We start from the raw sequence: 18,691 nt of genomic DNA on the forward strand, positions 1-18,691 counted from the left end.
GCATGTTTACAGACCACGCGTCGATTTATGTAAAAGCTGGAGACGGCGGAAATGGTATTGTCTCTTATCGCCGCGAGAAGTATGTGCCACTTGGCGGGCCTGCGGGTGGCGATGGCGGCAAAGGGGCGGATATCATCTTTGTCGTGGACGAAGGGCTCAGAACCCTGATAGATTTTCGGTATCAGAAGCACTTTAAGGCGCCACGCGGAGAGAATGGTGGCACGAAAAATCGGCATGGTGCCAACGCTCCAGATATGATAGTCAAAGTGCCGCCTGGAACGCTGGTGCGCGATGCGAAGACTGGTGCGTTTTTGGGCGATTTGACAGAGCATGGCGCTCGACTTGTCGTCGCCCGCGGCGGACGCGGCGGGCGCGGGAATACGCGGTTTGCCACGGCAGTCAACAAGGCGCCGGATATGGCTGAACGCGGTGAGCCGGGGGAAGAGCGGTATCTGGAATTAGAGTTGCGCGTGCTGGCGGACGTTGGATTGGTGGGCTTCCCATCGGTCGGCAAGTCGACGCTCTTGGCGGCGGTGACGCGCGCGCGTCCAAAGGTGGGATCATACCATTTCACCACGTTGACGCCGGAGTTGGGCGTTGTCGAGACGGCGGACGGCCGGGATTTTGTGATTGCGGACTTGCCAGGATTGATTGAAGGCGCACATGAAGGTCATGGGTTGGGTCACGAGTTTTTGCGCCACGTCGAGCGAACCCGGATTATTGTCCACGTCATTGATATGGCGGCTGTGGACGGTCGTGATCCGGTGGAGGATTTTCGCGTGATTGAACACGAGTTGGAAGCATACGACGTGGCGTTGGCGGATAGGCCACGCGTCGTGGCGGCAAACAAGATGGACTTGCCGGACGCCGCTGAAGGGCTCGAGCGCTTCCGAAAAGCATATCCAGAGCTCGAGGTGTTCCCTATCTCTGGTGCGACGCACCAAGGCCTTGACGCACTGCTTCGGCGCCTTGCCTCGATGCTCGATGAGCTGCCGAAGGATTTGAAGTCAGTCGTCGAAGATACGGACGAGCAATCGCACAAAGTGTACCGCTTGGAAAAGGTGGAACCATTTACGATTCGTCGCGAAGGCCACGAGTTTATCGTGGAGAGCGAGGAATTGGAGAAGTTGGTCAAAATGACGAATTTCCAGCAATTTGATGCGGTCAAACGGTTCCAGCGCATTTTGAAAAACCGTGGCGTCGACGACGCGCTGCGCAAACGTGGTGCCACGGAGGGCGACAGCATTCGCATTGGCGATATGGTGTTCGACTTTGTGGAGTAAATGTGCCAGCACCACCCTTCCCGAAGGGATTGCTGCCGCGTTGAAACAACAGGCAGCGTTCGCCTGGCCGAATGAGTGCGTCGGGTTTATCGTGCAAACGGATTTGCGGTGGTTTGTCATGCCGTTGCCCGCGCAATCTGGGCCGCAGTACGTCTTTGTGGAACCATCTACACTCTTGTGTGCGGCCGAGGCGTTGGACGCCGCCCATGTACAGGTGGTGGCGGTATACCATAGCCACCCCGACGGACACGCGTGCTTGTCCGCCGCAGATTACCAGTTTTCTGCGTGGGCTCGCACGCACTTTCTCCTTGTTCGTGTGGACGAAGGTTGGCATATTCAGATGTTTCGTTGGTCGTAACGGTTGTCGTTACGACCTTTTCGCGTGTTATCTTCATATATATTTTCGGATAATTCTTACAAATTTTATTGGGTTGATACTGATAGAGAACAGGCATTGACTGGCTGTCGCAGAACATGTAGGCAAAGGGGGATAGGACATGGAGGCTTTTACGGCGGCAAGGCTGTTACAACAGATGATTGATGCGGCGATTATGGCGAGTGCGACAGACATTCATCTTACGTCCGTGAATTCGGGACTTCGAGTTGCCTTTCGGGTCGCGGGTTGTGTTCGTCCATTCGTCCATTTGACGGAACGTGGCGACGAGGTACTGCGCCGTATTAAGGCGTTGGCAAGAATGGACGTCACCAATGCGCATACGCCGCAGGAGGGAGCGTTTCGTTGGGATATGGAGGGAGCGAGTGTTCGCTTGCGCGTTTCGACCGTTCCTGTCTACGCGGGAGAGTCGATTGTCATCCGCGTGCTCAGGCAGGCACAACGGCCGTTGTCCATCTTCGAGTTGGGACTGAGTGCTGATCAAATGGGGCGTCTCGTGACACTCTTGTCTGAGCCGCAGGGGCTTGTGCTCGTGGCTGGCCGCACAGGGTCAGGTAAGACCACCACGCTGTACGCCATTATGCAGTATTTGGCTGCGCGCGGGATGCAGGTATTCAGTCTCGAAGACCCGGTTGAAATGCCTATTGCAGGCTGTCGACAGGTCGAGGTTCGGGAGCGTTCTGGAATGACGTATGAGGTGGCTATGAAATCACTTTTAAGGCAAGACCCAGACGTTCTGATGATTGGCGAGATTCGCGACGAGTTGACCGCGCGAATCGCGGTTCGTGCAGCACTCACAGGCCGACTTGTCTTGGCGACGACACACGCCGTTGGCGTGTCTGGGTCCATTGACCGACTCCTGGAACTGGGGGCTAAAAAAGTGCTTTTATCGGCAGTGTTGCGTGCAGTAATGGTTCAGCGCGTTCACGCCCAGCAAGCTGGCGCGTCTGAACGTACCTATCGTCTGGAACTTTTTGTTGGCGACGATGAGATGGCGGGGTGGCGTATGGATGGGCGACATGTGGATAGCACGTCTGAGGAAGAGCTTGTCGCAAAAGTTTCAGATGGTGAGTTGGGTGCGCAATCGACCGCAATATAGCGCGGACAGGCAGTGGATGCGCTGGAAACAACGGGCGCAATTTCTCGCATTCGCGGAAAACTTTGCTGAATTATTGGAGGCCGGTGTGGGGGTATTGGTAGCACTCGCAAGGTTGGCCGAATCTGGTTCGAGATTTCAACGCAGTCTGTCTCAAAGCCTGTTCGCATATGTCGAAAGGGGCTTGCCAGTCTCCGGTTTATTTGAACCTTATGTCGACTTGATTTCCGCTCGTGCCCTTATAGTGGCTGAGAATGTGGGACAGTTGCCAGCGGCGCTCAGCTCGTACGCACACCGCGAGCGACAGCGACGAGCGTGGCGACAATCGCTTGTGAAGTCGATCACGTATCCCTGCCTGTTGCTTGTCTCCTGTTTTGCGTTAGCGCTATTCGTTCGTCTGCAAATTGACCCGGAATTGGCTTCCCTGCAGGCGAGTTTGAATCAGGCGCCTGGACTTGCGCACGGATATATTCAATCGGTGCTCTTTAACCTGTCTTTGTATCTGATGGTTATCATTCTTGCTTGTCCGCTTGTGTATCTTGGTCTGCTCTTTGGTCGCCGCAAGCTACGATGGCAGGGTCTCCATTTGCCCTTTGATGAACTCACTCGTGCGATTCGGTCGGAGCAATTTGTCGATAGCGTTCAAAAACAGTTGGAGGCGGGTCTTTCTTTGATTGAGGCGCTTGGGGCGCTAGAACCTGGGCCAGACACGTGGTTGTGCCGCCAGTACCAATTTGTTCTCGGCAATTTATTGGACGGCAAGCGTCTAGCGGAATCTTTGCCGAGCAGTGTGAGTCCGGTCGTCTGGGATCTTTTGTCGGTCAGTGAACTAACCGGAGATGTGATGTCTGGCTTGGCTCGGGCGGACAGCGTGCTTCGAGGACAGATTGCGAGGGCGTTAGAAAAGCTGAGTCATTGGTTAGAACCAGTGGCGATGTCGGTGATGGGGCTTGTTGTTGGAACGACGATGTACAGTGTCTTTGGTCCGATGTACCAAACGATTTCGTCGTCGCAGTAACTGTGGAGTAACTGTATGGATACGAGGGGGGCTAGTTCGTGACATGTCGAAGACGACGGGGAACCGTTGCCGGATTTACATTGTTGGAGTTGATGGTTGCAGTGTCCATTGTCGCTATCATGATCGGTCTGATTACGCCACATTTGATGGGGGCGTCACAGCGCGCTTCCACGACCGCCTGTCAAGGTGATGTCAAGACCATCTCGGCTGCGTTGGCCGAGTATGACTTGTTGCATCAGTCGCTGCCGTCAGGGGACTCTTCACAACAGTTGAAAACGCTTGTTTCAGAACAACTACTTTCCGATGATGCACTCACGAAAAATTTCACGATTGATGACGCTGATCCATCCAATATCGTGGTCACGTGCGGTGCACCAGGAGCGGACAATGCAACATAAGCGCGCTTGGCAAATGCCGTCGTGCTGGGGTGGAGCATCCCGCCCACGAGAGCGAAGCGGTGGTTTCACCCTACTTGAGACCGTGGTGGCGGTCGCTGTCACAGTCGTTGCGTTTTCGATGGTTGTGCCCATGACGGTAGTGATTAAGCGTGCGGCTGATTTAGATAGTTCTGCACTCGACCTTATCACGAATTTGCGTACTGCGCAGTCCATTGGCGCAACTTCAGACCAGGCGGGCATTATCTGGCTAGATCCATATGATACGAACTATCACATGACGCAAGGTACCGTGACCACAGGTACGTATTCGCTTGCGACGGATGTGACGTACGTAGATGGTTACTTACAGTTGCCGAATCGCAGAATTTCCTATGACAACCTCGGCGACGCTCAAGTGGCGGGAAAGATTCGCTTAACGGATGGGCGATTCGAGCGCGACATCGACGTCTATATGGGTGCTGGCCTTCAGCAGGCTGGGTGGTTGTCGCCATGAACTTGTGGGAAACGATTGTGGCGATGGCTGTTGTGGCCGTTTATTTGCCTGCTTTCTGTCTGGCTGAATTCAATACACTCTTCGCGCGTGAGCAAATTCATGTAGAAGACGGAATGCGGGCGGTCGAGCAAAGTGTTACAGACGACTTGTTGACGCACCAAAGTGTGCCACATGAGATGGAAGAAGGGGGGCTCACCTATGTCGTGTCGATTGCGGACGAGAATGGGATCTCATGTGAAGGGACGACCGTGCAAGTCACATCGTCGGCGTCGGACAAACCAGATTCGCTGTTTGTCCCCTTTTGCCAACCGGGGATTTTCACTGATTGAAGTATTGGTCGCAATGTCCATTTCGACGATGATTGTCAGCGCTGGTGTGCGATTGCTCGTAAACACCTACCTTTTTTACAATCGGACTGCGATTGACCTAGAAGATAGTGCGATGTTTGGTTCCTGCTTGCGTTCGCTGAGTCAGGATACGCATGCGGCCGCTGCGGCCTCGGTGTCGCCACATGCGCTTACGCTCACCATGTTATCAGGCGTCCAGTATATGTACGATGTCAATGTGAACCATCAGTTGATTCGCATTGAGGCTGGGGGCGGAGATGCGGTGATTGCCGCCCATGTTCAAAACGTCACGTTCTCCCGTCAATCGAATGTCATTCACGTCAGTCTCGAGTTGGGGGACGGGCAACAGGAGATGTTTGATGCGCGGTTGACGAGTGGGCCGGCTGTTTCATGAGGGCGCAAACAGGCGTTGCGCTCGTCAGTGTCTTATCAATTGTCCTCGTCTTAGCAGTTCTTTTATCGACATTGGTCGGGGTATCGCACGCGGTATGGGCGATGGGCGATAGGGAGCGGCAATTTGCTCACTGTTCGGCTTGTGCAACTGGTGTCGCACAATCGATGCTCAAGATATTGGAAGCGGGAAAGGAATTACAAGCGGACACTTCGTTACAATTTGACTCTGTGACGGTGGATACCCGGACCACCGTCGACGATGACCTGGCTTTGGTGAAAGTGGAAGCGAAAATCGGCGATGTGACAGATACGATTTCTTTTACTTATGATACAATCGCTCATAGATTACGAGCTTGGCAGGACAATGGCCCGGGCATCGTGGAGTGATAATCATGATACATCAAAGAATAGCGCTGGTGGGCTTTATGGCGAGTGGCAAGTCGACCGTGGGTCGCGCCCTTGCCAAGGCTCTCTCATATTCGTTTGTCGATCTCGACCAATGGATTGAATCGTCCACAGGTCGCACGATACCTGATATATTTACCACCCTCGGCGAAGTGGAATTTCGTCGCATAGAACAAGCGGCGCTATTCGACCTTGGGCAGGCCGATGGCGCGTTCGTATTGGCTACGGGTGGCGGAGTTGTCACACGGCCTGAAAATCGGGAAGCGCTGGTACGCGATTGGCAATCTGTTTATTTGCGGGCGCGGCCGGAAACGATTGAGCGTCGGTTGGATGCGGACGGCGCGGTTCGTCCGCTGCTTGCGGTCGCGGATCGAACGTCGACCATTCGTCACCTACTAGAAAAGCGGGAGGCATGGTACACGGAAGTCTCCTCTCACACAGTAAACGTCGACGAAATGGATGTGCCTGAGATTGTGCAAGAAGTGGTTGCTTGGTTGTCGCGTGAGCGAGGGAGGGCCTAATGCAGCACATTCAACAGATTTTGAATAAGTCGTTAGAGGGTCACGATAAAGGCTACGATGCCGCGTACTTTCGGCGCTTGATTCCTGAACTCGACCAGTTCTCGGTCAGTGACGCGTTTATTGATCGGTCACGGGCCGCCTTGTTGGAGTATCTGCGACAGCAAAATATCTGCAGTCGCTGCAGCGGATTCCAAACTTGTGGAAAAGAAGGCGACATGCGTGGCTTTACACAGGTGCTTGAACCGTACAAGGGACAAGTGACCATCAGTGTTCAGCGCTGCCAGCCTTATCTTGATCATATTGCGAAAAAACGCGTCGACAAATATGCTTCGATTGCAGGTATGCTTGAATTAGATGAGGCATTTCAGTTCGAGAATTATCCTGAGGAACAAGCCAAAAAATATCCGAGATTGATGCGTTATGCGATGGAATTTGCGATGGGCTACCAACCGGAAAATAACGTAGGCACTGCGAGTGGCGTGTACTTGTTCGGGCCACCTGGCGTCGGCAAGACACATCTGATGCTCGCTGTGTTTAATCGTTTGCGAACCCGCGGCGTGCCGTGTCTCGTCGTTCGTTCTGATTCGCTGTTTGACAGGATGCGTCACTTGATTGCCGACAATCAGGATTTGGAACCGTTTTTAGACACACTTTCGACCGTGCCGGTACTTGGCATTGATGAGTTCGCCCAGGAGCGGGCGAACGATTTTACCCTCGAAAAGTTGTTCCGGATTGTCAACCAGCGGTTTCATGCGAATTTGCCCACTTGGTTTACGAGTAATTACGCGCCGCCGGACGCCTATCGTCGGCGAGGCGAAGACGTCAATGATTCTGTGTATCCACTGCGGTCTCGCATCATGAAAATGTGTATGATGGCCCATCTTGAAGGACCGGACGCAAGGCAGCGCAATCTGCGTTCGCTCACCTAGAGGGTTCGTTCACCGGTTCAGATGGTTTCTCACATGGCTCACGTATGGCGTATCGGCAGTCCGACAAGCGCCACCTGTGTGATGTGAACCTCTGTTCGCGGCGCACTTTTTTTGATGAGGTTCGCCCGTTTTCGTTGGTGTTCACGCAGGAGTTCCTGCTGTGTGTCTTCGTCGTAATCAGGTAAGATGCTTTTATAGTACGTGTCGAGTTGGGACAAGTCGTCCGTCAGTCTGCGCTTCGCCTCGTCTGCCCAGTCGTCGGGCAGCGTGGCGATGTGGTCGGACACGCACGATTTTGCAAAGGCAAAGGCTTCTGGTAGGGACATTCTTGCGTTTTCCAGAATTCGCGCTGGATTGGCCGCTGTCATGTCGATAGCCTTCACTTTTTCGTAAAACCCGAAGACGTGTTGGTGGTTCGCTAAACAAATTCCCACAGATAACCACGTTTCCTCAACGGAATCGGTCACGAATTGCACGAGCAGGTTGAGCACCAGCCAGGGAACCAGTTGATCTCTGGCCGTCGCATGGGCGGGTTGTACGCAGGCAAATTGCCCTCGGCGACGCGCGCTGTCGACGATTTTGTTCAAGCGAAAGCATCCGAGCGTGATGAGTTCAGTTGTCGGTGGCTTTGCAAACATGCGCTCGTATGGATTTTGTGGTGGGTGCTCTTCCAGGTACGCTTGGTACGCTTTTGCCAAACGCGCGTCCTCGCGTGCTTTTGCCGCTTTGGTAAATGAGAGACGGAGCGTAGTCGGTTCGACCTTTTGGTTGGTTTTTTCTACCCATAGCCAATAAAACGGCCTATCGGTCAACTCTTTGTCGACGTCGATTGGCAGACGCACTTCGCGATATCCGTCGGCGCGATAGATAGTTTCTGCGCCGACAGAGTCGAAGTACGCTTCGCAAAACGAAAGTCGCTCACTTTCTTCGCGCAACGGCACGTGATGTTGCACGCAAGAACCCCCTTTTAGGCGATAAGTCAGTCTATGTATTGGCGCTTCATTTGCTTGAGCTTGGCGGCGAGATCTGCTGCGTCCGTACTGGTCATGGTAGCTTCAAACAGTTGCTTGTCCCAGTTATCTATCCGCCTGTTGCTGACAATGTAGTCGAGTTCGCCAATCACTGATTCAAACATTTGAATCTTTTCGTGTAGCAGTTTGACGATGTGTTCTTCGATGGTGTCTCGCGTCGCGAGATTGTATACATAACATTTCTCCGTTTGGCCCAGTCGATGAATGCGTCCGATGCGCTGCTCCAAGCGCATCGGGTTCCATGGTAAATCGAAATTTATCATGTGGTGACAGAACTGTAAGTTGATACCTTCTCCCCCGGATTCCGTGGCGACGAGCACTTGTGCTTTCTTCGAGAACAAATCTTTCATCCAGTCTTTTTTTCCTCGTTTGAACCCACCGCGGAATGGGACGACGGAAATGCCCTTTTTCTTTAGCATATACATGATAAAGTCCTGTGTAGCCCGGTATTCGGTAAAGACGATACACTTGTCACCAATCTCGTCAATTAAATCGAGTACCTTCGTTATCTTCGTGTATTCAGAAATGCTACTCCCCAATTGAATGAGTTGCGCGAGCTGTTGTTGACGGGTTGGGTTCGTCGCTTTTTTTTGCATCTTTTCGAGCGAAATCATAGCTGCATATGGCGAACTGCAAATTTCACGTTGTAATGTTAAGAGTGGCAGCATGGAGATGCGTTGACTTTTACGCGATTCGTACTCGTCGCGCAAGAGCGATTGAACCTCGTCATAAAATTTGCGCTCGTCGGCGTTCAGTTCGAGCGGGACGACTTCTACGTGGCGCGGTGGCAGGGCGGTGGCGCCATCTTGACGACGATTGCGAATCATAATGTCGCTCATCGTCTCACGAAGTCGAATGGCGTCTCGCGGTGTTCGGCGGCTCGCCATGTGATTGCTCGAGAACTCCGAAACATTGCCTAAATGCCCGGGTTTCAGCAATGTGACGAGGGTATGTAACTCCTGTAATTGATTCTGCATGGGTGTTGCCGTCAATAACAGCAAGTACTTATTTGGGATGGCGTTCGCCATTTGCCAGTTCTTTGTGCGTTGATTTTTCAATTTGTGGGCTTCGTCAATAATCACCATATCCCACGGCTGCGACAGGACAATGTCCTTGTGTGGTGGGCGCTTGGCTGTATCCAATGAAGCGACCACCACGTCGTATTGCTCCCAGGTCCACTGATTGCGCTGCGCGGTGGCGGTCAACTGGAATTTTTCGTTCAGTTCTCGCGTCCACTGTAGAACGAGGGAGGCTGGGACGAGAATGAGCGCCTTTTTGACGAGGCCGCGAAGCATGTACTCCTTGAGAATGAGTCCCGCTTCGATGGTCTTACCAAGGCCGACTTCGTCGGCGAGAATGGCGCGTCCGCGCAGTTCCCGTAAGACGCGTTCAGCTGTTTTCACCTGATGCGGCAGCGGTGTAAAGCCATGGATGTGATCAAGGACGAGCAGCGACTCAAAGGTTGGCGACATCTGGGATTGGGTACCTAATGCTGCCAAGCGGAATAGCGGCCAAGTGGATTTGCGGGTTGGCTCGTCCGTCGGATCGACTGATTCAAGGTAGGTTGTAAAGGCATTTTCTAGACCATCGTCAACAAATTGAATGTCGACAGATACCCGGTTGTTGTTTGGTTTCGAAATTTGTAGCAGGGGATGATTTTCCAAGTCTAAATCCATTGAACATTCCTCCGCCAACGCTTGTTTCCCTCGCATTCTGTCATGTAGTATGTGACAAGTGGACTACTTTCTTTCATCCTGTCGAAATTTGTCGCGACAGACTCTAAGGGGGACACCAGATGACGGCTCCAAAGCACACCCCACTCTACGACAGACACGTCGCATTAGGCGCGAAGATGATTGACTTTCACGGCACCCTGTTGCCCGTGCAGTATCAGAGTATCGTGCAGGAACATCGCGCGGTTCGCGATGATGTGGGCGTATTTGACGTCTCTCATATGGGAGAATTCAACGTCACAGGTCAGGATGCGTTGACGTTTGTGCAACACCTTGTAACCAACGACGTCGCACGGTTGGCTGACGGTGAGGCGCTGTACACGTTAATGACAGATGAATCTGGCGGTGTCATTGATGATTTGTTGGTTTATCGAATGGCGGCAGACAACTTTTTGTTGGTCGTCAACGCCAGTAACATCGACACGAACTTTTCGTGGGTGACGAGTCACGTAGGCAATTTTTCAGTGGCAGTCGAAAATGCGTCGGACGAGATTGCGTTAATTGCGGTTCAGGGGCCGCGTGCGGCTGAGCTATTGGCGCAAAATACCGACGTCGACATAGCGCATCTGCGCCCGTTCACTTTTGCGCGCGGGGCGGTGGCAGGCATGTCGGCCATGGTCTCACGTACTGGTTACACGGGTGAAGACGGTTTCGAGATTTATCTGAATGCATCCGATGCGGCAACCGTGTTTGACGTGCTGATTGAACAAGGGGGCGTGCCTTGTGGACTTGGTGCACGCGATACGCTCCGGCTCGAAGCAAAACTCGCCCTTTATGGCAATGAACTGTCTCGCGAAATTACGCCGTACGAGGCGAGTCTCGGTATGTTTGTCAAGCTCGATAAAGGCGATTTCATTGGCCGGGAGGCCCTCCTGCGTCAAAAGGAGGCAGGCGTGTCGCGCAAATTGGTCGGTGTTGAGGCACAAGGTCGAGCCATTCCCCGCAGTGGCTATCGGGTGGTCGCGGATGGTCGCGAGATTGGATACGTGACTTCAGGCACCCTGTCGCCGACGTTACAAGTGCCCATTGCGCTCGTACTGATTGATGTCGCATACGCGCAAATTGGTCAGGAAGTCGAAATTGATATTCGTGGGCGCACGCATCCGGCACGGGTGGTCAAAACGCCGTTTTACAGACGAAATCGGGCTTGAACATAAGAATTAGGAGGCCGACTTGGTTGAACGAATTTGGCTATATACCGCACACAGACGCCGATAAAAAGGCGATGCTTGAGGCACTGGCGTTGGAATCGACGGAGGCCCTATTTGCCGATATTCCGGATGACATTCGGTTAAAGCAACCCCTCGCGCTCAAGAAGGCAATGTCGGAATTAGAAGTCATGCGCCATCTGGAAAAGTTGGCCGATAAAAATGCCCATCTTGGGCGCCTGGTGAGTTTTTTAGGGGCTGGTGCCTATGAACACTATCAACCGAGTGTTGTTGACGCTATCATCAGCCGGTCAGAGTTCTATACGTCGTACACGCCGTATCAACCAGAAATGAGCCAAGGGATGCTTCAGGCGACGTTTGAGTACCAGACGATGATTGCCGACTTGACGGGAATGGATGTCGCAAATGCGAGTATGTATGATGGCCCGACCGCGTTTGCGGAGGCTGCGTTGGTGGCTTGTGTGCACACGCGCCGCAACCGCATTCTTGTGGCGGACTCCGTCAATCCGGAATATCTCGCCGTCCTTCGCACGTATGCAGCTGGACAGACGATTGAGATTGGTTATCTTCCACAGAAAGATGGCCGCCTCGACACGCAGGCCTTGCAAGCTCAACTCGATGATTCGGTTGCTGGCGTCATGATTCAGTATCCGAACTTTTTTGGCGTCGTCGAGGACATACAGGCTATCGCCGATTTAACACATCAGGCAAATGCGCTACTGGTGGTCAATACGTACCCGATAGCGCTTGGGCTCTTGGAGGCACCAGGTAAGCTCGGAGCAGATCTCGTGGTTGCTGAAGGGCAGTCACTTGGCAATGCGATTTCCTACGGTGGGCCATACTTGGGCATCATGGCGGCGAAACAGCCGCTGTTGCGCAAACTGCCTGGGCGAATTGTCGGACAGACGACAGACCATGAGGGACGGCGTGGCTTTGTGCTAACGCTGCAGGCGCGTGAACAGCATATTCGCCGCGAGAAGGCGACGTCGAATATTTGTTCCAACCAGTCGCTGTGCGCTTTGGCCGCAACAGTTTTCTTATCTTACATGGGCAAACAGGGCATGCGCGAATTGGCTGTTCAGAACTATCATAAGGCGCATTATTTACAAAAGCGTTTGTTGGACTTGCCGGGAATAGAGGCGGTCTTTGCCGCGCCGTTTTTCAATGAGTTCGTCGTTCGTTTACCTCGCCCAGCGGCGGATGTTCAAGCGGCACTGCTCGCGCGTGGCATTCTGTTTGGATTCGACTTGCGCCAGTCCCATCCTGAACTAGGCGACGCCGTCTTGCTCAACGTGACTGAGGTGCGAACCAAATCGGAGATGGATGAGTTGGTTGAGGCGCTCAAGGAGGTGATGGTGTGACAATTCAACGCGAAGGAGAAGAAAAGCTCATTTTTGAAATGAGTCAGCCGGGACGCAAGGCGTATTCGCTGCCAGAACTTGATGTTCCGGAAGCGGATTTAGGTGAGTTGGCTGGACTCACTCGACTGGAGCAGCCGCCGTTGCCGGAGGTCAGCGAGGTCGATGTGATTCGACATTTTACGGCCCTCTCGCAAAAGAATCACGGCGTGGATTCGGGTTTTTATCCACTGGGGTCGTGTACGATGAAATATAATCCCAAGCGCAATGAGCGGGCGGCCCGTCTCGATGGTTTTGCGCGCATTCATCCATTGCAACCGGCAAGCACAGTCCAAGGTGCACTTGAATTGTTGTACCAGTTGCAACAAGATCTCGCGGAAATCACCGGAATGGACGCTGTCAGCTTGCAGCCAGCAGCGGGTGCGCAAGGCGAGTGGACGGGACTGATGATGATTCGCGAATATCACGCAAATCAGGGTCAGAGCCAGCGAAACAAAGTGATTGTTCCAGACTCGGCGCACGGAACCAACCCTGCGAGCGTGAGTATGGCCGGATTGAAAGCCATTACCATTCCGTCTAAGGCGGATGGCAGTGTTGATCTCGACGCCTTACGACAGGCAGTTGGCGATGACACGGCGGCGCTCATGTTGACGAACCCAAGTACCTTGGGGTTGTTCGAGTCGCAGATTGGGGAGATTTCGAAGATTGTCCACGATGCGGGTGGCCTACTTTATTATGACGGCGCGAACATGAACGCCATTCTCGGGTATGCGCGACCTGGCGACATGGGCTTTGATGTCGTTCACCTCAATTTGCATAAGACGTTTTCGACACCGCATGGCGGTGGCGGCCCGGGCGCGGGTCCGGTAGGTGTGAAATCGTTCTTGGAAGCATATTTGCCGCGACCTGTCATCCAAAAGGTTGGCGACAAGTACGAATTATCTTCTGACCGGCCGCTCTCTATCGGCAAAGTCAAGGGTTTCTATGGGAATTTTGGGATTCTCGTACGGGCGTATACGTACATTCGCACGCTGGGGCCTGACGGTCTCAAATTGGTCTCTGAATCTGCGGTGTTGGCGGCCAATTACTTGCTCTCGCAACTCAAGGATGATTACGATGCACCGTTTGCCGGGCCTTGTAAGCACGAGTTCGTGTTGTCCGGCAATCGTCAGAAAATGAACGGCGTGCGCACGCTCGACATTGCGAAGCGACTGATTGACTTTGGCATTCATCCGCCGACCATTTATTTCCCACTCATTGTGGACGAGTGTTTAATGATTGAGCCGACGGAGTGCGAAAGCAAGGAGACGTTAGACCGCTTTGTGGAAATTATGAAGCAGGTCGCGCACGAAGCGGCGACGCAGCCGGAGTTTGTCCGAGCTGCACCGCACCGTACGATTGTCAGCCGACTAGACGAAGTCACGGCGGCGAGGTCACCCGTGCTGCGATATATCCATTCGTGACCCAGTGGGGAGTGAGATGGGCGTCGAAAGGTGCGGCGTCGCGTTAATGGCTGTGATGCGAAAGGCGCCGCCTTCGTACTTCAAGCACGTGATACTGGTGTTGTCGATGGGTTCGTTCTGCAGGCCGAGCCAACGCAGGGCGGCCCGGACGACACCTCCGTGTGTCGCCAAGATGACCCGCCCTGGCACGGGCGTGGCGACGAGGTCTGTAAGGAACTGACGGATTCGTTCTTCGACGTCCTGTGGCGTTTCTGCGCCTGGAATGCCGTTCGGAAAACGGCGTTCCTTTTCTTCGCGCAAGAGTCCTTCCGCCTGTCCAAAGTATTGCTCGCGCAGGCGCCGTGTCGTACTGATTGGCGTACCTGTTTTTTCGGCAATCGCGCGTGCCGTGTTGAGCGCTCTCGATAGGTCACTGGCATAGATCTGGCGAAACGGGATGCCTTCTAAGTAACTGGCCAACTTTTGCGCCTGTGCGCGCCCGGTTTGGTTGAGAGGGATATCTGTCCAACCTTGGACGCGGCCACTGACGTTCCAGTCTGTCTCACCATGACGGATGAGCCAGATGTCCATGTGCTCGTCCTCCTTCAATTCGTCATCGTCAGTATAGCAAGGACACTCGGCCCTGTGGTACAATAATCGCGGTTTTGACTGTGTTTTCGGCAAATCTGTGAGGAGGCATCTCGATGGAAAAACCGTATCTCGTCGTGATCCACGGCCCGAACCTCAATCGGTTGGGGGTCCGAAAGCCGGAAACGTACGGCACTCAAACACTGGACGACGTGATTTCGTTGGTCAGAAGTGTGGCGGACGGATACGGACTCGACGTGTTGGATAAACAGTCCAATCACGAGGGGGATCTCATCGACTTTTTACAGTTGCACGGACCTGGTGCAGCGGGAATTTTAATTAACCCTGGTGCATTTGGTCATTACAGTTACGCCATCCGCGACTGTCTTGAGGATATCGCCCGACCGACTGTTGAGGTGCATATCTCGAATGTCCACCAGCGAGAGCCATTTAGGCATCAATTGGTTCTCGGGGACGTCGTCATGGGACAGGTTGTCGGGCTTGGGACAGAAGGTTACCGCTATGCGGCGGACGCCTTGTGTCGTCGATATCGAAAGGATGCCGCACAGTTGCGGTGAGCCGTTTGTGCGTATGACTTGTTTGATTGCGTACATAAGCTCGGCTCGATGTATATCATGTTGGTGGAGGGAATAGGCTTGATTTCAAGCAACGATTTTCGTACGGGTACCACGATTGAATATGACGGTTCAATTTACCGCGTCATTGAGTTTATGCACGTCAAGCCTGGAAAAGGTGCGGCGTTTGTTCGGACCAAACTGAAAAATGTCAAGACAGGTGCGGTCAAGGAACAGACGTTCCGTGCGGGTGAGAAGGTGGCCCGGGCGCATATTGAGACGCGTGAGATGCAGTATTTGTATAACGACGGCGAGATGTACACGTTCATGGACACCGAGACGTACGAGCAGACGAACATCAATCGCTCGCAGTTGGAGTACGAACTCAACTTCCTGAAAGAAAACATGAACTGCTACATTGTGATGTACCAGGGCGAGACCATCGGTGTAGACCTTCCAAATACCGTGGAACTCGAAGTGACCGAGACGGAGCCTGGCATTCGCGGCGATACCGCCACCGGCGGCAGCAAGCCAGCGACGGTAGAAACCGGCTATACACTTCAGGTGCCGTTTTTCGTCAATGTCGGCGACCGCTTGATTATCGATACGCGATCCGGCAATTACGTATCTCGCGCCTAAGTTTCGCGGGATTCCCGCGGGATTCAAAGGCGTTTGGTAAAGCCCGTCCAAAAGAGCAGGAAGTTGCTCTATGGACGGGCTTTTTGTGTTCGCTTGGGTTCTTTGGTCCTGGCTTTTCGCATATCAAAGTAGCGAGGGGGCATGTCCAATGTGGCAGGTTGTCGACAAAGTCGTCTATGGCATGGCGTCACTTCGGTTTATCTCTGGGATGCTCGAACTGACTGGCGGGTTGTTGATGCTGTATTTCGGTACAGCACAGCGGGCGTTACAGGTAAATGGATTGCTGGCGTTGGTGGGGCCCATCGTACTGCTTGCGGTCACAGCGTTTGGTGTCATCGGCATCGCAGACGAGGTGAAGATTTGGCGGATCGGACTGTTGGTCGTAGGTGTAGGCTGCATTTTGTTTGCATCGAGATCCTAATTCACCTCGCGTAGCGGCTGCCGGCTTTCACTCTATGATTTTTTTCGCATGAAGCTGAAAACGAGTGCCATGAGAAGCACAAAAATCACGAGGAACACGACAATCCATCGGATCATAACCGAAACATCCACGGGTCGACCCTCCCCATCAAGTTTCCTCGTACCAGTCAATGCCGCATGGCTGCAAATGGTTCCACCTGTGTGACCAACAAACGCGTCCTTTCGCATACAAAGGGGACGTTGTCCATATACATGGACTAGGTGGAGGAGGTGGACAAAGACTGTGCCAGTGTCCAATACGGAAGTAGGCGCTCATTCGTTCACTCCCTGGCGCGAAGCGGTCTCGATATTGCCACCTGAGCTGGAGGAGCGGCTTGAACGCCTGGGACCTGATGTTTTGGCGGCGCTTGAGGAAATCCGTCTTCGCGTCGGACAACCGCTAGAGCTTTGCGGACAAACTGGCAGCGCATTTTTGCACAGTGTGTCCGGTACGACTTCGATTGTGGCGGATGGGGTCATCGTGACGGGCGCGCATATTAAACACGTGCTCGCTCAAATCACCCAGTTTTCGATGTACGCAGTCGAAGAGGAATTGCGCCGGGGGTTCATTACGATTCCGGGCGGCCATCGCGTAGGGGTAGCGGGGCATGTGGTCACGGATTCCAGCGGACAGGTGAAGTCTATCCGCGCCATTGCGTCGCTCAACATTCGCGTCGCGCACGCGTTTCCAGGCGTTGCAACGCGTCTGCGTAACGCCCTCTACCGAAAACAGGATGGGCGCCCCTATAGTGTTCTGATCATCTCGCCGCCGCAATGTGGAAAGACCACGCTCGTGCGCGATATTGCTCGTCAGTGGAGTGAAAACAAGCTCGTGCGACGAACGGTGCCGGCGAAGGTCGCGATTGTGGATGAACGTTCCGAAATCGCCGGGTGCATTGAGGGAGTTCCACAGTTTGCCGTTGGGCCGAGAACGGACGTCCTTGATGGGTGCCCAAAGGCACAGGGGATGCTGATGGCGATTCGAAGTCTATCCCCCGACATTGTCGTGACGGACGAAATTGGTCGCAGTGAAGATGTCACGGCAATCCTCGAGGCGACGCATGCCGGGGTGTCAGTGATTACCACTGCACACGCATTGCGGGTAGAGGATTGGCGAATGCGACCCAATATGGAAACGCTGTTTCAGTCGAAGGCTTTTGACCGATATATTCTGCTCAGTCGGCGGCGTGGGCCGGGCACCATCGAGGCCGTGTTGGATGAGGCAGGTAAGCCCATCAGCTTTGGGGGCGGACCATCGTGTTAAAGCTCGTCGGCGCGATGCTCTTGGTGCTCGCCACTAGCCTCTTGGGATTTCAGATGGCGCGCGCGCATCGCGATAGGCCGCGACAATTGCGTAGTCTCATTCGGGCGCTGACACACTTGCAGGCGGAGGTCGAATATCAATCGACACCGCTGCCCACGGCACTCGCGAATGTAGCGGAACGGGCGAGTCCTCCGTGCTCGTTGATGTTCCGCCGCGTGAGCGACCTATTGATGGAAAAAGGGGCTTCAGTCCAAGAGGCATTCCGTTCTGGAATTGCGGAACTCGTCGCAGATAGTGCGTTGAAGGGAGCGGATTGCGAGCCAATTCAAATGGTTGCGGAGACATTGTCCACCATGGACAGAGCACATTTACAGACGCAATTCCAGCTGTCGATTGACGCGCTGATGCAGGCGGAGCAACAGGCCCGTGAGCAAGGTTTGAAAAATGCTCGTCTGTGGCAGTACATGGGTGTCCTGACAGGTGTTATCTTAGTGATTCTGCTGTATTAATCAGACCTCGTTCGATCCGGGGAGGGCGGACAATGTCTCCAGAGATTCGAGACGTGTTTCGGATATTTGCGGTCGGCTTCATTGCGGCTATTTTGCACACAGTACTGAAACAGAGTGGTAAGGAAGACTTCGCGCACTGGGCGACGCTTGCAGGGTTTATCGCGGTGTTCGCGATTGTGATTGGCTATGTTGATCACCTCTATCAGGAAATCACGAGCGTCTTTTTACTTCAGTAGGTGAGGATGTGCATATTTTTCAGCTCGTCGGAATTGGTATGACCGCGACGATACTCGTGTCTGTGCTCCGTGAACACGCACCACAATTTGCGATGTTGGTATCCATTCTGGCTGGCATTGTGCTGTTGACAATGGTCGTTCACAACATGGATGGCGTCGTGCAGAGCTTGGCGGGTCTTGCAGATGCGGCCAAACTGAACCACAGTTTCTTGTCCACGGTTCTAAAGATCATTGGCATCGCCTATATCGTTGAGTTTGCTGCTCAAGTTGCGCGCGATGCGGGCGAGGGGTCACTCGCCGGAAAAATCGAACTGGCCGGGAAAGTCGGCATTATCATTCTTGCCATGCCCATCATCACGGACGTCGTCGAGTCCCTCGTCCACCTACTGCCTTAGTGAAGGAGGAAGCGGC

Annotated in this window: 24 protein-coding genes; 21 read left to right on the forward strand and 3 right to left on the reverse strand. The window is 53.7% G+C overall.

What is annotated here, in order from left to right:
* Positions 1-2 precede the first annotated feature (2 nt).
* From obgE to zapE, 11 genes are all read left to right on the forward strand, one after another.
* Positions 3-1,283 carry a GTPase ObgE gene (obgE, locus tag J3482_RS01890; protein WP_146822646.1) on the forward strand — a complete coding sequence of 427 codons (1,281 nt, stop codon included), beginning with the start codon at positions 3-5 and terminating at the stop codon, positions 1,281-1,283.
* 40 nt (positions 1,284-1,323) lie between these two features.
* Positions 1,324-1,641: a M67 family metallopeptidase gene (locus J3482_RS01895; protein ID WP_188332219.1), complete on the forward strand. Its 318-nt coding sequence runs from the start codon at positions 1,324-1,326 to the stop codon at positions 1,639-1,641.
* Positions 1,642-1,780: 139 nt separating this feature from the next.
* Positions 1,781-2,776, forward strand: a complete 996-nt coding sequence (locus tag J3482_RS01900) for a GspE/PulE family protein (protein WP_146822642.1) — start codon at positions 1,781-1,783, stop codon at positions 2,774-2,776.
* On the forward strand, positions 2,724-3,791 hold the full coding sequence (locus J3482_RS01905; protein ID WP_206921985.1) for a type II secretion system F family protein: 1,068 nt from the start codon (positions 2,724-2,726) through the stop codon (positions 3,789-3,791). The genes J3482_RS01900 and J3482_RS01905 overlap by 53 nt, the downstream gene beginning before the upstream one ends.
* A 38-nt stretch (positions 3,792-3,829) precedes the next feature.
* Positions 3,830-4,189 carry a type II secretion system protein gene (locus J3482_RS01910; protein ID WP_223204111.1) on the forward strand — a complete coding sequence of 120 codons (360 nt, stop codon included), beginning with the start codon at positions 3,830-3,832 and terminating at the stop codon, positions 4,187-4,189.
* Positions 4,179-4,682 (forward strand): prepilin-type cleavage/methylation domain-containing protein, encoded by a 504-nt coding sequence (locus tag J3482_RS01915; protein WP_223204110.1) that lies wholly within the window; start codon positions 4,179-4,181, stop codon positions 4,680-4,682. Before J3482_RS01910 ends, J3482_RS01915 begins: the two co-directional genes overlap by 11 nt.
* A complete protein-coding gene (locus J3482_RS01920; RefSeq protein WP_188332217.1) occupies positions 4,679-5,011 on the forward strand; it encodes a hypothetical protein in 333 nt (110 codons plus the stop codon). The genes J3482_RS01915 and J3482_RS01920 overlap by 4 nt, the downstream gene beginning before the upstream one ends.
* A complete protein-coding gene (locus tag J3482_RS01925) occupies positions 4,905-5,423 on the forward strand; it encodes a PulJ/GspJ family protein (RefSeq protein ID WP_223204127.1) in 519 nt (172 codons plus the stop codon). The genes J3482_RS01920 and J3482_RS01925 overlap by 107 nt, the downstream gene beginning before the upstream one ends.
* Positions 5,420-5,809 (forward strand): hypothetical protein, encoded by a 390-nt coding sequence (locus J3482_RS01930; RefSeq protein ID WP_206921986.1) that lies wholly within the window; start codon positions 5,420-5,422, stop codon positions 5,807-5,809. Before J3482_RS01925 ends, J3482_RS01930 begins: the two co-directional genes overlap by 4 nt.
* Positions 5,810-5,814: 5 nt before the next feature.
* Complete coding sequence (locus J3482_RS01935; protein WP_146822634.1) at positions 5,815-6,348, forward strand: shikimate kinase; 534 nt, start codon at positions 5,815-5,817, stop codon at positions 6,346-6,348.
* The gene (gene zapE / locus J3482_RS01940; RefSeq protein WP_146822632.1) at positions 6,348-7,277 is read left to right on the forward strand and encodes an AFG1/ZapE family ATPase; all 930 of its coding nucleotides are present in this window, start codon (positions 6,348-6,350) and stop codon (positions 7,275-7,277) included. Before J3482_RS01935 ends, zapE begins: the two co-directional genes overlap by 1 nt.
* Positions 7,278-7,315: 38 nt before the next feature.
* Here the strand turns inward: zapE and J3482_RS01945 are convergent, their stop codons facing one another.
* Positions 7,316-8,230, reverse strand: coding sequence for a YqhG family protein (locus J3482_RS01945; protein ID WP_146822630.1), 915 nt, complete (start codon positions 8,228-8,230; stop codon positions 7,316-7,318).
* 26 nt (positions 8,231-8,256) lie between these two features.
* On the reverse strand, positions 8,257-9,984 hold the full coding sequence (locus J3482_RS01950; protein ID WP_146822628.1) for a DEAD/DEAH box helicase: 1,728 nt from the start codon (positions 9,982-9,984) through the stop codon (positions 8,257-8,259).
* Positions 9,985-10,103: 119 nt separating this feature from the next.
* Here J3482_RS01950 and gcvT point away from each other — a divergent pair, with 119 nt between their 5' ends.
* From gcvT to gcvPB, 3 genes are read left to right on the forward strand one after another with little or no spacing between them, the layout of a single operon-like run.
* Positions 10,104-11,192 carry a glycine cleavage system aminomethyltransferase GcvT gene (gene gcvT, locus J3482_RS01955; protein ID WP_206921987.1) on the forward strand — a complete coding sequence of 363 codons (1,089 nt, stop codon included), beginning with the start codon at positions 10,104-10,106 and terminating at the stop codon, positions 11,190-11,192.
* A gap of 26 nt (positions 11,193-11,218) precedes the next feature.
* Positions 11,219-12,571: an aminomethyl-transferring glycine dehydrogenase subunit GcvPA gene (gene gcvPA, locus J3482_RS01960; protein ID WP_206921988.1), complete on the forward strand. Its 1,353-nt coding sequence runs from the start codon at positions 11,219-11,221 to the stop codon at positions 12,569-12,571.
* Complete coding sequence (gene gcvPB, locus J3482_RS01965; protein WP_146822622.1) at positions 12,568-14,031, forward strand: aminomethyl-transferring glycine dehydrogenase subunit GcvPB; 1,464 nt, start codon at positions 12,568-12,570, stop codon at positions 14,029-14,031. The genes gcvPA and gcvPB overlap by 4 nt, the downstream gene beginning before the upstream one ends.
* Here gcvPB and J3482_RS01970 read toward each other — a convergent pair.
* Entirely contained in the window at positions 14,002-14,601 is a 600-nt protein-coding gene (locus J3482_RS01970) for a histidine phosphatase family protein (protein WP_146822620.1), read from the reverse strand. The two genes, gcvPB and J3482_RS01970, sit on opposite strands and share 30 nt — an antisense overlap.
* A gap of 113 nt (positions 14,602-14,714) precedes the next feature.
* Between J3482_RS01970 and J3482_RS01975 the strand changes: the two genes are divergently transcribed.
* The 7 genes from J3482_RS01975 (at position 14,715) to spoIIIAD (ending at position 18,675) form a co-directional block, all read left to right on the forward strand.
* Positions 14,715-15,176 carry a type II 3-dehydroquinate dehydratase gene (locus tag J3482_RS01975; RefSeq protein ID WP_146822618.1) on the forward strand — a complete coding sequence of 154 codons (462 nt, stop codon included), beginning with the start codon at positions 14,715-14,717 and terminating at the stop codon, positions 15,174-15,176.
* A 78-nt stretch (positions 15,177-15,254) separates the two neighbouring features.
* Entirely contained in the window at positions 15,255-15,812 is a 558-nt protein-coding gene (efp, locus tag J3482_RS01980; protein ID WP_021295682.1) for an elongation factor P, read from the forward strand.
* A gap of 148 nt (positions 15,813-15,960) precedes the next feature.
* Positions 15,961-16,233: a YqhV family protein gene (locus J3482_RS01985; RefSeq protein ID WP_021295681.1), complete on the forward strand. Its 273-nt coding sequence runs from the start codon at positions 15,961-15,963 to the stop codon at positions 16,231-16,233.
* 282 nt (positions 16,234-16,515) lie between these two features.
* Positions 16,516-17,535: a stage III sporulation protein AA gene (gene spoIIIAA / locus J3482_RS01990; protein ID WP_223204109.1), complete on the forward strand. Its 1,020-nt coding sequence runs from the start codon at positions 16,516-16,518 to the stop codon at positions 17,533-17,535.
* Positions 17,529-18,044: a stage III sporulation protein SpoIIIAB gene (gene spoIIIAB, locus J3482_RS01995; RefSeq protein WP_146822616.1), complete on the forward strand. Its 516-nt coding sequence runs from the start codon at positions 17,529-17,531 to the stop codon at positions 18,042-18,044. Before spoIIIAA ends, spoIIIAB begins: the two co-directional genes overlap by 7 nt.
* A gap of 32 nt (positions 18,045-18,076) precedes the next feature.
* Positions 18,077-18,280, forward strand: a complete 204-nt coding sequence (spoIIIAC, locus tag J3482_RS02000; protein WP_021295677.1) for a stage III sporulation protein AC — start codon at positions 18,077-18,079, stop codon at positions 18,278-18,280.
* An 8-nt stretch (positions 18,281-18,288) separates the two neighbouring features.
* Positions 18,289-18,675 carry a stage III sporulation protein AD gene (spoIIIAD, locus tag J3482_RS02005; protein ID WP_021295676.1) on the forward strand — a complete coding sequence of 129 codons (387 nt, stop codon included), beginning with the start codon at positions 18,289-18,291 and terminating at the stop codon, positions 18,673-18,675.
* Positions 18,676-18,691: the final 16 nt, after the last annotated feature.

The organism is Alicyclobacillus suci, assembly GCF_017329615.1.
Taxonomy (GTDB): Bacteria; Bacillota; Bacilli; order Alicyclobacillales; family Alicyclobacillaceae; genus Alicyclobacillus; species Alicyclobacillus suci.